The organism is Pseudoalteromonas sp. L1 (genome assembly GCF_021728095.1).
Lineage (GTDB): Bacteria > Pseudomonadota > Gammaproteobacteria > Enterobacterales > Alteromonadaceae > Pseudoalteromonas.
Map to the genome: position 1 here is coordinate 370,898 of NZ_JAKKCT010000002.1, position 14,296 is coordinate 385,193.

The window sequence follows — 14,296 nt, forward strand, 5'->3', positions numbered from 1 at the left end:
CATCACCTAGTTTGTTTCTCTTGCTTGCCCGAGTGACCAATAAAAGGCACACGTTTACAAAACAACTTCAGCGCATGAATATAAATCCCCTTGAAAATACTAAGGGTCATCGCTGGGAAACGTTTAAGTACAGCACTTACTTGTTGTTTAGTAAGCGGCTGCCTTTGCAGTCTCAATGTTGCATCGAACAAGAGTTTTTCGTCTTTTTTATTTTCAATATGAATCATGGTGTTATCAGAACTTTGTCTGACACTCCAATGATAGTTCATATCTAAGTTCATGAAAGGTGATACGGAGAAAACCTTTTTAAAGTTCACTTTTTTTTGCAGGGGTACGACATAATAATGACGTTCATTCCAAGGGGTATTACTTACCTCAGCAAGCATGTGACTAAATTCGCCATTCGGTGTCTGATAAAAGAAAAAGTTTACAGGGCTAAAATAAATTCCGAAGCAGCGCATTTGCCCAAGCATGAAAACATGACTGAATGTTTGCGTGACACCGAGCTGTGCGATTTTATCGAGTGCTCGCTGTTTTACAGGTAATTGCATGTCAGTTTGATAGTTAAAATAGTCGCTTTGATTGAACTTCAGCGCTTTAAAACCATCACAGCCGAGCCAAGGATGAATACCGTTCAATTCTTCAGGCCGTGATAAATCAACCCACATCATATAAAGTGGGTATTTGAAGTGGTGCTCCTTCACCGCAAATCGTCGGTGACGAATATCACCGACATAAATTGCGCTATTCAAACTCTACTCCGAGCTGCTTTGCGACATTTACAGCACTTCTAACACCATCTTCATGGAAGCCGTTATACCAATAGGCACCACAAAAATAACTGTTATTTTTTCCGTCTATGAGTGACTTTTTCTTTTGGGCCGCAATAGATTGTTTATTAAAAACAGGGTGATGATATGTAAACTCTCTGAGGATTTTATCTTTACTGATCCCTTCAAGGTGGTTCAACGTGACACAAAATTGCGTATCACTTTTGATGCCCTGTAATATATTCATTTGATATGTTACTACAGCCGCTTTATCCGTGTTGTCATTCAGTAAGTAATTCCAACTGGCCCAAGCAGCTTTACGTTTAGGTAAGAGCGCCGTGTCTGTATGTAGCACCACTGAATTAGCTGTATATGGCATTGCAGCTAGCACTGCTTTTTCATCTTCACTTGGGTCTAGTAATAATTTGAGGGCTTGATCTGAATGACAGGCAAACACCACTTTATCAAAGGTTTCAGTATGACCATCGTCAAAATGAATATGAGCACAGTCTTCAGTGCGTGAAACCGAGCTAATGTTGCTGTTCAAACGAATTTTTTCCGCAAAACCTTGTATCATAGGTTTAATATACTCGCGCGATCCACCTGGTATTACGTACCACTGTGGGCGATTAGTAATGTCCAATAAACCATGGTTATAGAAGAACTTAACAAAAAACTCAACGCCTACTTGGGTCATCTCTTTTATGCTAGTCGACCAAATAGCCGCGCCCATCGGTAAAATGTAATGTAAGCGGAAAAATTCATCAAAATTGTGCTCATCTAAAAGCTCGCCCAGCGTTTGATTTTCTGTATAAGTTTGTTTGGCATGCAGCGCTTTACAGACATCATTGAAGCGAACAATATCTTTCAATAACTTCCAAAATTTAGGGCGGAAAATATTGCGCTTTTGAGCAAATAAACTGAAAAAAGTATGACCATTATACTCAAAGCCCGTGCCTTCATTATGCACACTAAAACTCATTTGTGTCTTTTGTCGATCGACACCTAAACGGTCTAATAACTTTTCAAAATACGGGTATGTTCTGTCGTTAAATACAATAAACCCCGTATCAACAGCATATTCAACGCCACCGAGGTTAACATCGATGGTTGCAGTATGGCCGCCTATGTAATCGTTTTTCTCAAATACAGTTACATCGTAATGTTTATGCAGTAGGTGTGCGCAGCTTAATCCCGCTATGCCAGACCCAATTACAGCCACTTTTTTCAACGTGATAATCCTTTTGCAAGCTTCAACCATAATGGCATTGGAAGCATTCTTAAAAATTTTAAAATGAAGGTAAAACGATGGGGGAAATGCACTTCTTTGCGCCTTTTCTTAACCCCTTTGTAAATATAATTTGCAGCCTGTTCAGCCGTTACAGCCATAGGCATTGGGAAGTCATTTTTATCTGTTAATGGCGTTTTCACAAAACCAGGGTGAACAAGAGTGACATCTACATCAGTTAAATCCACCGCGAGGCTATTGGCTAAATAACTCACTCCGGCTTTGGAAGCTCCATATGCTTGACTGCGAGGCAAAGGAAGATATGTCACACTGGAACTTACAATAACAAGCTGGCCACCAGATTTAATTCTTGGCAGCAATGCCTCTAAGCAATATCCCATACTCAGTAAGTTGGTGGTAACAACACGCTCAAACAAGCTGCTGTCAAAGTGACGTGCATCATCAATGTACTCACAATTACCTGCGTTTAAAATAACGCGGTCAAACTCGTTATAAGCAACTGTACTGGAGCGTATATCCTGTAAGTTTGTAGCATCAAATTGGCAGCTTTCGATGTGGCTATGTTGACTCAGCTTAGTAAGTTTCTCTGTATTTCTACCACAGGCAATAACGTTTTCTCCGTGCTCTGCGTATAGCCTAGCAAGTGCTTCACCAATCCCTGAGGTTGCTCCTGTAATTAAAGTAGTCATTATGCACTTGTCCTTTTATCAATATAACGTATTGCTGTACCAAGAAGCGGAATATGCCTATATAGGAGTGCGCCTACATCAAAGTAATCCTGATGATTAACTATTTTATCTCCCTCAAAAACTAAACGGCTGTGTCCCTCAACGGCAATGCTATTGCCATTATTTAGTTTTGGGTGGCGATAATGCATCGTCCAATAGATAAAGGCTTTATTATTGCTACTTTCAGTGTCTTTTATCGAAAACTGGCAAGACAACACATTTGCGTATAAATTTTCAAAGTAATGATGGAGTGACTCAAGACCGTTCACGGTATGCAGTGGATCAGTAAATTGGATATCTGGGTGATAGATATCATCAAGTAGCTGCACGTTATTTTTGTTCAGTGATTGGTAAATTTCAATAAACCTATCGAGAGTCACCTTATCCATATCACACCTTAAATGCGTTTAGCGCACGTTCTCGTGCAGCTTTATGATCAACAATTGCTGGCCAATAACTGCTAGACTTTCCTTGCTTAGCTAAATAATCATGAGGAAAGTGAATTTGCTTCGCAGGTATTTTTTCCAACTCTGGTAGATATTTACGAATAAATTCACCATCTGGATCAAAACGCTCACTTTGAGTAATTGGATTAAAAATACGGAAATAAGGTTGTGCGTCACATCCAGTGCTTGCTGCCCACTGCCAACCGCCATTATTTGAAGCCAAATCACCGTCAATCAAGTGCTTCATGAAAAAGCGCTCACCCTTTCGCCAATCAATAAGTAGGTGCTTTGTTAAAAAGCTCGCAACCACCATACGTAAACGGTTATGCATCCAGCCTGTTTGCACTAACTGGCGCATTGCAGCATCAACAAGAGGATAACCCGTTTTCCCCTCGCACCATGCTTTAAAGTCACTGTCGTCGTTACGCCACTCAACCGCATTATATTTGTCGTTAAAGTTTGCGTACTTGCTTAGGCGTGGATAAACCGATATGAGGTGTCGGTAAAATTCTCGCCAAATTAACTCATTGACCCAGCAAAACAAATTGCTTTTCGCACTTTTTAATATATCTGGGTGACGCTGTTGAATCAGCGCAAGAAGCTGATGAACACTAATAATACCTAACGCTAAATAAGGACTCAGACCTGATGTACCTTTAATGCTGGGGATATCTCGCTGCTCTTGATAAGAGGCAAGCTTTTCATCTATAAAGCGGGCGCAAACATGACTTAAGGTCTCATCATCAACGGGCCACTTTTGCGAGCTTCCATCTGACTTGAGTAATTTACTTTCTTGCCAGTCGATTTTGTCATGCATTTTAGGCGGCTCAGCAAAGTAGAAATGTGTATCTTGATACTCTTTAAGCCAAGCATTTTTAAATGGAGTATAAACCTTAAACATCTCACCACTTTGGTTTTTGATACTACCCGGGGGGGCAATCACATCACCATCATAAGTGTAAAATGAAACCCCAAGGCTGTCGGCTTTATCTACAAAGGCACGGTCACGCTCAACTTCATTTAGCTCATACTCGTTATTAACGTAAACATTTTTTACTGCATTTTCTTCGCAAAAATCGGCTAGTTTCTCAACGCAACCGGCATAGTCTCCAGCATCAATGAGATGCAACTTTATACCTTTAGTTGCTAATAACTCGCCTAAAAAGGCAAGCCTGCGTTTTAATAAATCTAGCTGAATATCAGCGACATCATGGGCTTGCCACTGCTTTTCAGTTATAAAAAATACAGCATGTCGGCAGCCATTCTCGATCGCTTGATACAGAGCGTCGTTATTAAAAAGGCGCAAATCGCGCCTAAACCAGAATAGTGTGTTCATTAAATTCCGTAGCGTAGTTTAAGTTCGTTCGGATAAGGGTCTAAGTACACTTGTTGACTTAGATATTCATTTGGATGAACTTTGAGGTGATGCTTTATCAGCGTTAATGGCACATACAGTGGCACTAACCCTTGCCGATACTCGTCTATTGCATCGCGTAACTCTTGCTTTTCAATCTTAGAGAGTGACTTTTTAAAGTAACCTTGCAAGTGCATAAGCGTGTTCGCATTATTTTTGCGAGAAGCAGGCTTTTTCAAAGCTGTCATCAAACCAAGGATGTAATCACTTGCTAATGCTTGAATGTCGTGACCATCAAATGTGCCCAGTAAATTGCCTAAATTACGGTATGCTTCGTAGTTGTGAGCCATCAAAAGATACTTATACTGAGCATGAAATTGGGTCAAACGATGCACGGTTAAAGGTTGTTCATTCAGCGTTTGCCAATGTTTGTAAGTGTATACACGCATAACGAAATTCTCTCGTAAATGCATGTCGTTCAAGCGCCCATTCTCTTCACATGGCAATAGTGGATTATGCGCCATTATTTGCTCAGCAAAAAAGCCCACACCTTCAGAGGTGTTACCTGTACCTTCTTCGTTGTAAATTTTGATACGCTCCATACCACAGCTAGGGCTTTTGGCGCAAAAAACAAAACCACTTAACTCAGCTGTTTGCTCTGTAGCAACTCGCTTTCCGTATTCTGTAAGTTTTGGTCCTACATCCCCCGTGCCGTCAGGGCGACAAACTTTAATTGTGTCACCCACTCTCACTTGGCGGATAGTTGGTCGTGGAATAGGTAATCCGACAGCCACTTCAGGGCAAAACTTCTTATACTCAACATGGTTAGCGAGCTCGTCCATACAAAAGTTAGATTTTTTATGACCACTATCAAAACGAACTTTATCGCCAGCAAGACAGGCACTAATACCTATTTTAATTGTTGATTGCAGCATAGGATCCCTAATAAATTAAATTACCAATTGGGTTAAGTAATTTGCTAATACCTTTGTTAAAATGCAGCGCACTACTTACCACTGTAAAACACAAACAGCCTTCAGCCGTTTTTGGTGTATGGTTATGGCGTCCATCCAACATCATAAAATCTCCTGGTACATAACTGCCATCTTCATCACTAAACTCACCATCAAGTAATAAGGTTAGCTCAAAACCTGTGTGAGTGTGCTCTGGAATTTCACCACCGGCGTCGATATGTAAAAGACTTGCTCTGAGCGCCCCATCATCCAATGCAATTCGTGAACGTGCTAATTTACCTATTTGCATAAAGCTACTGTGCCCAATGCGAGTTAGCGCTCTAGGTAAGGTGTACTCTCTTCCCTTCACCTCTACTTTGATAGCCGGTTGTTCATATACTTCATCAACACTCTCATCCGAGGTGATGTTGTCGAACATGATTTGATCAAAGCAAATGTCATCGTCGTTAACGACGTCTTCAAATGCAGTGTTTGCATTTTTAGCTTCAAGTGTAGCGAGTTGCTTTTGACAAACAGGACACATCTCAACATGAATAGCAACCGCGACACTTAGCGTAGCCGGCAAATTGCCCTCACTAAATTGCACTAATAATTCGTTGCTCGGATGATGCTTAATCATGTTGCTCTCCCATTTCGTTGCGTAACTTCTGCAAGGCTAGACGAAGTCGAGACTTCACCGTACCTACGGGAATGTTTAAATGCTCTGCAAGTTGCTCTTGTGACATATCTTGAAAATAAACGCCACGCACTACTTCACGTTGAGCTTGTGGTAAACGATCTAGATACTGTTTAATTTGCTTATCTTCAAGATGATCGCTGAACTCATGTTGCCCAGGCTCGGCTTCGTCAATGAGCGGCCAAATATCTTCACTAATACATTCTTCTTTGCTGCTTTTCATTTTTCTGAGCATATCGAAAGATGCATTTCGCATCACTGTGTATACCCACGTTGTCGCAGCACCTTTTTCTGGATGGTATAAGTGTGCCTTTCTCCAAACCGAAGTGAGCGTTTCCTGTACCAATTCCATAGCTTGAGCCTCAGAACCAAACTGTTTGATTCCAAAACGCTTTATTTTTGGCGAAAAATATTGGAAAAGAAAAGCAAATGCACGCTTGTCACGGGAAGTGGCAACAGCGAATAGCGAATCAGCAAGCTCTTTGCTCGGTGTCTCTGGCATGGCAGTAAATTGACCTGTTTTAGGTTTACAACCTGTTTGAAGTTGTTGACTTACCATTTTAATGTCATCCAATTATTGTCGTAAAAAGCAATACGCATTCAGACTGGGTTCGGATCATATTAATCAGTAAATTCTGTATTAATTAGAGTATGGAGGAAAGTGAGTAAGTTTTCAAAGTTAGATTCAAAGGCAAGTTGTTGTTTTTTAACTAGTGAAATAGGTAAAATTTCAAGCCAACGCGCAGCAACCCAAGCCAAATCATCGTAGTGTGGCGCTGGGTAGAGTGCAGATAAATCAGGCTGATTAGCAAACACTGAACGAAGCGTCTCGCTTAATAAAGCATTGTTCTGATCCAAAGGTGTTTTTTTATACCAAGCAGGCTCAATTATTGCTTCAACATCAGCATAACGAAGCATATTTTTGTCTTGGAATGGATTGTGAATTGTGACAGCAGTTTGTGCATAAACATCTATCAAGAGCTGACCGCTGTCGTCTTGATTGAAGTCATTAATTTGCATCAAACAACCTAGGTTAGGCAAGTTGAACTCAGTATCGTGCTGATAAGTACAAAGCACAAATCCCGTGTTATCTTTCGCGGCTTCTTTAACCATGTCAAGATAACGCTGCTCAAATATTCTAAGTTTAGTTGCCCCCTCTGGAAGAATAAAAACCGGTAGGGGAAAAATCGCACGCTTCATAAAGTCTACTATTCAAAATACCACATGCCTCTAATTACGTGCGCTTTTCATTTGCCGATCAATATTTCATGAAATCTTCATTTATGCCCAGTAAATTAAAAGTTGAACCATTGTGCAACGTTTCTAAATAATTCGATTGACGCGTACGCACTCAGTAAACTCAAAACGGGTGCAACCATAAGTAAAAATAAACTGATTTCACTACTCATTAGATGTTTCCTTACTGCTTATTTTCTACAACAGGTGCTTTAGCAATAACGGTTGATTTGTCATTTTCCTTAATAACCTCTTCGCTCATGTATTCATTGAGTAATTGCTGAGCATCAAATTCAATACTGTTTGTCACATTTTGTTTAAGCTCATTACTCGCTTGTTGAACATAACTTTTTAGCGATTGAGTAATTGTGTTACTAATATCTAATTCAAAGTCAGTCGCACTTGCTTGAGTAGACCCTAATACAAGTAACGCAGCTGTCGTAAGTTTAAGTGAGTTATTCATAATGATATTCCTTGTCTCTTTAAGTAATTAGTCGTAACTACTTAATCAAAGGTTGTGCCAGCATGAAAATATTTTACAACCACTTAATTTTTAAAGACTTTTAATTAATTTTATTTTTTCACCCTATTCAGTATTGGTTAATAAAACCAATCACCTTAATATTTTTGACTAACTATTAGCGAAAAAATAAACGTTGATATGTTCAGCGTACACTTGTACACTGAAATTGTTTTTTACAATCACTTTTAGAGAGTTTATGACTGTTCAGTTACCCTACTCACGTCAAGAAGAACAACTCAATGTACTCACTCATAGCTTGGGCGTGTTATTTGCTTTTTACGTACTGTGGGATTTGATTTCGCAATCAAAAGCTGTGTCAGCAACAGTCAGTGCGATTGTTTATGGTTCAAGTTTGCTGGTGCTTTTTATGGCATCAACACTTTACCATGCAAGTACCAAAGCGCGTTTGCGTGCCATCTATAAAAAATGTGATCATTGCGCTATTTATTTACTAATTGCTGGCACTTACACACCATATCTCGTCATATCATTATCGGGAATGTGGGCAATTGCAGCGCTGGTATTTATTTGGAGTTTAGCAATAGGCGGGGTCATTTATAAATTGGCGGTAAAAAATGGCAATAAAAAAGTATCACTCGCAACCTACTTATTAATGGGTTGGTTTGCCCTAGCCCTTGTCTACCCCCTGTACTTAAATTTAGATCACAGCGCCTTGTGGTGGTTATTAGCAGGAGGCATTGCTTACAGTCTTGGTACTTTTTTTTACAGTGCTAAAACACGCCACTATAGCCATGCTATTTGGCACGTATTTGTACTTGTTGGGTGTGTATGTCACTACCTATCAATCAGTTTATATGTTTTTTAATCCCATTGGTGTAAACGCATATTGATTTTAGCTTTATTAAAGCTCACCCCTTCACTGATTAATTTTTGCCGTTGTTCAAGGTGTTTACTCGTCCCTTCTGGAAAAGAGATTTTACCTTGGCTATTCACAACGCGATGCCATGGAATAATTGAATCACTAGGCATTTCTTTTAATAAGCGGCCAACCAGTCTGGCATTTTGCGGGTAACCCGCAAGCGTAGCAACTTGCCCATAACTTGCTACTTTACCTGAAGGAATAGAGGCTATTATTGTAAAAATTAACTCTTCTTTAGTTGCCTGTTGCATAGGCTTGCTCCGTATATTCTTTACTTACCTCACTAAAGGCTTGCCAAATTGATCTTGCAACTGGACCATGATGCACTGAATGTTGCCTAAACACGCGAATTTCTGCGCCAAACTGGTGCTCTCTATCCGTAATTTTTATTTGCTGTAACAAACCTGATTCTATTTCAGCCTGACAATGTTGCAGACTTATCATTGCCCAGCCAGCACCAGAGAGTAAAAACGACTTAACACTGGTAATATCATCTATTTTCATTAAAGCTGAGCCAAGGTTGTAAGATAGCCTGTCAGAGTCAAAACTCAGATCACTTTCAAACATAGCCAGACATGGGTAATTTTGTATCTCGGCAAAACTAATCTCTCTTGGCACGACATGAGGAGCACTGACAATACCAATATCAAACTTACCTATCGGTAAACTTTCGAGATCCCCTGTTGCATGAAACAAATCAAACCATGGCCCAATACCTAAATCTGCCTGCAAGCTATTGACTTGCTCTAAAGACACAAATCGTTTTCCTGAAGAAATACTAAACTCAGTACTTGCAAAGCACTTAAAGGTTTCGCTTATCACTTGATTATAACTATGCTGATGACACAGTTGCTCGTAGCAAATTCTATAACTGGCTTCATTACCCAGCGCAAGTTCTTTTGCTAAAGAAGCCAACTCACTGTTTGCATTGAGTAATTGGCGTGCTTCACGATAAAAAATGCGCCCTTTCTCTGTTAAACCTAAGCGATACTGATTTCGGTCTAACAGTTCAAAACCAAGCTCCGACTCAAGCTTCTTTATAGCAAGCGTCAATGCAGGTTGTGTTTTGTGTAATGCCACAGCTGCTTGGCTTAAACTAGAGCTTTGCACGATTGCATCTAAAATTGTTAATTGATTTAAATTCATTAATCGCCAAAACCATTAAAAAAACTAATGATGTTTCTAAAATTTAATAATTTTTATTTTATATCTTTGCAGCGTATCCTGCATCAAATTTATGCTTTCATATCTATGGAGAAGACAATGAGATTGGCATCCGCCGTATTAATGAGCAGCGTGTTTTTGTTACTTACGGCATGTACAGAGCAAGCAGCACAAAGTGACGTTGAACAAGTTGTTCGCCCAGTTAAACTTTTCAATATAAACAGTAACTCAGATCAAGCAATCCGCAGCTTTCCAGCTGAAGTTGTGGCTAACCAAGGCTCTTATCTCGCTTTTAGAGTTAACGGAGAGTTACTTGAGTTTCCAGCACTTGCAGGTCAACATGTTGAAAAAGGAGAGCTTTTAGCCAAACTCGATCCAGAAGATTTCGAACTTCAGTATGAAGAGCGTAAAGCACGTTTTGAACTTGCTGAATCGCAACTTGAACGTGTACAGAAATTATTTGACCGCTCCATTGCCAGCCAGTCAGAGTTAGATCAGGCCATTGCCAATAAACAAGTGGCAGAATCTGCAATGAAAATTGCCAAAACCAACCTAGATAACAGTGAATTACGCGCTCCATTTGCAGGCACTGTCGCAAAAGTATTTGTGAAAAACTTTGAGAATATCCAAGCTAAACAAAATATTTTACGACTTGAAACCCGCGACTTAATGGATGTGGTTATCCAAATACCTGAAAAGCTTATCGCTCGTATAGACAAAGACGTGCAATACCAACCAGAAGTCGTCTTTGATGGTTATCCAGATAAATCTTATCAGCTGACAATAAAAGAGTTTGATACCCAAGCCGACCCGACAACGCTGACCTATAAAGTGGTATTTTCGTTACCTGTGCCAGAAGATTTTAACCTACTTGCAGGTATGACAGGTCGTGTGGATATTGATTTAAGCAAAATCACTAGCTCACAATCAGCCTACACATTACTGCCAGTTGAAGCGGTTTTCTCTGAGCCTACAGAGCCTGAAGGAAAGAATAGTTATGTATGGGTTTTTGATGAAAATAGCGGCCAAGTACATAAACAAGCTGTTAAAGTCGGGCAATTACACCGCGATGGAATTGAAGTGCTTTCGGGCATTGAAAAAGGCCAAACAGTTGTCGCGGCTGGCGTACACTTTTTAGAAGAAGGTATGAAAGTTCGTCCATGGCAAAAAGAGCGAGGCTTATAATGAGTTTTGCAGCACTGGCCATTGAACGTAAAGTCGTAAGCTGGATGTTTGCCCTGTTTCTGCTAATTGGTGGCACAGTGGCATATTTTGGTTTAGGACAGCTTGAAGACCCTGAGTTTACCTTAAAAAAAGCGATGGTGATCACCCTATACCCAGGGGCCTCTCCCCAGCAAGTTGAAGAAGAGGTCACCTTCCCTATAGAAAATGCCATTCAACAACTCCCCTATGTTGATTATGTAACAAGTATTTCATCTCCTGGTAAGTCGCAAATAACCGTTGAGATGAAAAGTAATTATCGCAAACAAGACCTACGTCAAATTTGGGATGAACTACGCCGAAAAATTAATGATCAAGCATCGTCAATGCCTTCAGGGGTATACCCAAGCAAAATCATGGATGATTTTGGGGATGTATACGGTGTGATGTACGCCGTAACCGGTGACGGCTATTCTTATGATGAACTCAAAGATTACGTTGATTATTTAAAACGCGAACTTGTACTAGTCGAGGGTGTAAGCAAAGTGACCGTAGGCGGTGAGCAACAAGCCCAAGTGATGGTCGAAATCTCTACGCGTAAACTTGCCCAACTCGGCATTTCACCAAACCGTATTTATCAACTGTTACAGACTCAAAATAGCGTCTCTAATGCGGGTAAAGTACGTGTCGGTGATGAATCAATTCGCTTACACCCAACAGGTGAATTTAAAGATGTTAAAGAGCTTGAAAACCTGCTTATTTCAAAGCCAGGTGAAAACGAGCTTATTTACCTAGGTGATGTAGCAACCGTGTTTCGCGAATATGCCGAAGTCCCCACCAACATCATTCGCTACAATCAACAACAGGCTTTATTGGTAGGCGTGTCTTTCAGCTCAGGTGTAAACGTTGTTGATGTAGGCATGAACATTGATGAGCACTTAGCTTCACTAGAATACCAACGCCCCCATGGTATGGAAATTAACAGTGTATATAATCAACCTGCTGAAGTTGAAAAGTCTGTCAGTGGCTTTATTATCAGCTTACTTGAAGCTGTTGCCATTGTAATTGTCGTGCTGCTGCTCTTTATGGGCTTTAAAAGTGGTGTGTTAATTGGCGTTATTTTGCTTTTGACCGTGCTAGGTACTTTCATATTCATGAAGTTATTTGCCATCGATTTGCAGCGTATTTCACTAGGTGCGTTAATCATTGCACTCGGTATGTTGGTTGATAATGCAATTGTTGTCACCGAAGGCATACTCATCAACCTAAAACGCGGACAAACAAAACTACAAGCCGCAACCAATATTGTTAATCAAACAAAATGGCCTTTGTTAGGTGCAACGGTTATTGCTATCACTGCATTTGCTCCGATTGGTTTGAGCTCAGATGCAAGTGGTGAATTTGCCGGAAGCCTTTTCTGGGTGCTCTTTATTTCATTATTACTCAGTTGGATTACCGCAATTACCCTCACTCCTTTCTTTGCTGACTTAATGTTTAAGCAAGCCAAAGAGAAAGAACCGCACCATGACGAAGACCCCTACCAAGGTGTTATTTTTAACGTTTATAAGGGTGTTCTTCATACCTCTATGCGTTATCGGAAAACCACCCTTTTATTGATGGTTGTGATGTTAGTAAGTGCGGTGTTTGGTTTTAAGTTTATAAAGCAATCATTCTTCCCAGCATCAAACACACCGATGTTTTATGTTGATTACTGGCAAACACAAGGTGCTGATATACGCAGTACGATAGACGGTGTTGCTAAGCTTGAAAAATTCTTACAAGCAGACCCGCTAGTTGAAGAAATCACCACCACGGTAGGCCAAGGTGCACCGCGCTTCATGTTGACCTACGCACCAGAAAAATCATACCCAGCCTATGGGCAATTGATTATTCGCGTAACAGATCGAGAAGCCGTTACAACCATGATCGAGAAGGTGCGAGATTATCAACACAAACATGTGCTTGACGCTCAACTAAAGGTTAAGCGCATGGAAATTGGCCCGTCGACTGATGCTAAAATTGAAGCGCGTTTTTCGGGTGCTGATCCTGTCATACTTCGTCAATTGGCTAAGCAGGCTAAAGATATACTGCATCAAGATGCAGGTGCATTTAATATTCGTGATGATTGGCGAGCACGTTCGAAACTTATCCGCCCACAGTTTAACGAGCAAAAAGCGCGTCGCTTGGGTATTGCAAAATCTGATCTAGACCAGCTACTACTCACCAGTTTATCAGGCAAGCAAGTTGGTGTTTATAAAGATGGCACACAAATGCTACCTATCATTGCTCGCTCACCTGCGGAAGAGCGTTTAAACGTTGAGAGCTTACGTGACTTACAAATTTACAGCCCTGTACTAGGTGTATTTGTACCAGTGACACAGGTGGTTGATGACTTTGTGGTTGAGTGGGAAGACAGCCTCATCATGCGTCGCGATCGCAAACGAACTATTACAGTCATGGCTGATCATGATGTTATTGGCGATGAAACCCCAGCCAAGCTGTTCGCCCGTGTCCGTAAAGATATAGAAGCTATTGATTTACCACGTGGTTATGAGCTGCAATGGGGTGGTGAATATGAATCATCAACAGACGCCCAAAAAGCAATCTTTGGCTCATTGCCGCTTGGCTATCTAGCTATGTTTGCCATTACTGTATTGTTATTCAACTCAGTGAAGCAGCCTCTCGTAATTTGGGCAACCGTGCCGCTTGCCATTGTTGGTGTGAGCGCAGGCTTATTGCTAATGAATGCGGCTTTTAGCTTTATGGCTCTACTGGGCTTACTCAGCTTAAGCGGTATGTTAATTAAAAATGGTATCGTCTTGGTTGATCAAATAAATATTGAACTAGATAGTGGCAAAGAACCATACAAAGCGGTATTCGATTCAGGCGTGAGTCGTGTTCGTCCTGTTGCTATGGCTGCGATCACCACCATTTTAGGGATGATCCCACTGTTATTTGATGTATTCTTCCAATCAATGGCAGTAACCATTATGTTTGGTCTAGGTTTTGCGACAGTACTTACGCTTATCGTCGTGCCTGTTCTATACACTATGCTGTTCAAAATCAAGGTGCCTAAACAGCGTCATAGCAGCTAAATACGCTTGCTTAAGGTATCCCTTGAAAAGTTATTTTCAA

The 14,296-nt window shown here is 40.6% G+C and carries 15 protein-coding genes; 3 read left to right on the plus strand and 12 right to left on the minus strand.

What is annotated here, in order from left to right; all coding sequences use genetic code 11:
- Positions 1–2: 2 nt before the first annotated feature.
- The 10 genes from L3V38_RS07875 to L3V38_RS07920 form a co-directional block, all read right to left on the minus strand.
- Positions 3–752 (minus strand): DUF1365 domain-containing protein, encoded by a 750-nt coding sequence (locus L3V38_RS07875; RefSeq protein WP_237118998.1) that lies wholly within the window; start codon positions 750–752, stop codon positions 3–5.
- A complete protein-coding gene (locus L3V38_RS07880; RefSeq protein ID WP_237118999.1) occupies positions 745–2,001 on the minus strand; it encodes an FAD-dependent oxidoreductase in 1,257 nt (418 codons plus the stop codon). Before L3V38_RS07880 ends, L3V38_RS07875 begins: the two co-directional genes overlap by 8 nt.
- Positions 1,998–2,708, minus strand: coding sequence for an SDR family NAD(P)-dependent oxidoreductase (locus L3V38_RS07885; protein ID WP_237119000.1), 711 nt, complete (start codon positions 2,706–2,708; stop codon positions 1,998–2,000). Before L3V38_RS07885 ends, L3V38_RS07880 begins: the two co-directional genes overlap by 4 nt.
- Positions 2,708–3,136 carry a nuclear transport factor 2 family protein gene (locus L3V38_RS07890; protein WP_237119001.1) on the minus strand — a complete coding sequence of 143 codons (429 nt, stop codon included), beginning with the start codon at positions 3,134–3,136 and terminating at the stop codon, positions 2,708–2,710. Before L3V38_RS07890 ends, L3V38_RS07885 begins: the two co-directional genes overlap by 1 nt.
- Before the next feature lies 1 nt (position 3,137).
- Positions 3,138–4,529 (minus strand): deoxyribodipyrimidine photo-lyase, encoded by a 1,392-nt coding sequence (gene phrB / locus L3V38_RS07895; protein WP_237119002.1) that lies wholly within the window; start codon positions 4,527–4,529, stop codon positions 3,138–3,140.
- Positions 4,529–5,482 (minus strand): DUF523 and DUF1722 domain-containing protein, encoded by a 954-nt coding sequence (locus L3V38_RS07900; protein WP_237119003.1) that lies wholly within the window; start codon positions 5,480–5,482, stop codon positions 4,529–4,531. The genes phrB and L3V38_RS07900 overlap by 1 nt, the downstream gene beginning before the upstream one ends.
- Before the next feature lie 7 nt (positions 5,483–5,489).
- Positions 5,490–6,140, minus strand: a complete 651-nt coding sequence (locus L3V38_RS07905; protein WP_237119004.1) for a ChrR family anti-sigma-E factor — start codon at positions 6,138–6,140, stop codon at positions 5,490–5,492.
- Positions 6,133–6,756, minus strand: coding sequence for a sigma-70 family RNA polymerase sigma factor (locus L3V38_RS07910; protein WP_130152283.1), 624 nt, complete (start codon positions 6,754–6,756; stop codon positions 6,133–6,135). Before L3V38_RS07910 ends, L3V38_RS07905 begins: the two co-directional genes overlap by 8 nt.
- A gap of 62 nt (positions 6,757–6,818) precedes the next feature.
- Entirely contained in the window at positions 6,819–7,397 is a 579-nt protein-coding gene (locus tag L3V38_RS07915; RefSeq protein WP_237119005.1) for an LON peptidase substrate-binding domain-containing protein, read from the minus strand.
- 220 nt (positions 7,398–7,617) lie between these two features.
- Complete coding sequence (locus L3V38_RS07920) at positions 7,618–7,896, minus strand: hypothetical protein (RefSeq protein WP_237119006.1); 279 nt, start codon at positions 7,894–7,896, stop codon at positions 7,618–7,620.
- 256 nt (positions 7,897–8,152) lie between these two features.
- Between L3V38_RS07920 and L3V38_RS07925 the strand changes: the two genes are divergently transcribed.
- Positions 8,153–8,782 (plus strand): hemolysin III family protein, encoded by a 630-nt coding sequence (locus L3V38_RS07925; RefSeq protein ID WP_130152285.1) that lies wholly within the window; start codon positions 8,153–8,155, stop codon positions 8,780–8,782.
- Here L3V38_RS07925 and L3V38_RS07930 read toward each other — a convergent pair.
- A complete protein-coding gene (locus L3V38_RS07930) occupies positions 8,779–9,087 on the minus strand; it encodes an MGMT family protein (RefSeq protein ID WP_130152286.1) in 309 nt (102 codons plus the stop codon). The genes L3V38_RS07925 and L3V38_RS07930 overlap by 4 nt on opposite strands.
- Positions 9,071–9,982: a LysR family transcriptional regulator gene (locus tag L3V38_RS07935; RefSeq protein ID WP_130152287.1), complete on the minus strand. Its 912-nt coding sequence runs from the start codon at positions 9,980–9,982 to the stop codon at positions 9,071–9,073. The genes L3V38_RS07930 and L3V38_RS07935 overlap by 17 nt, the downstream gene beginning before the upstream one ends.
- Positions 9,983–10,099: 117 nt before the next feature.
- Between L3V38_RS07935 and L3V38_RS07940 the strand changes: the two genes are divergently transcribed.
- Positions 10,100–11,185, plus strand: coding sequence for an efflux RND transporter periplasmic adaptor subunit (locus L3V38_RS07940; RefSeq protein ID WP_130152288.1), 1,086 nt, complete (start codon positions 10,100–10,102; stop codon positions 11,183–11,185).
- Positions 11,185–14,256 (plus strand): efflux RND transporter permease subunit, encoded by a 3,072-nt coding sequence (locus L3V38_RS07945; protein ID WP_237119007.1) that lies wholly within the window; start codon positions 11,185–11,187, stop codon positions 14,254–14,256. The genes L3V38_RS07940 and L3V38_RS07945 overlap by 1 nt, the downstream gene beginning before the upstream one ends.
- Positions 14,257–14,296 lie beyond the last annotated feature (40 nt).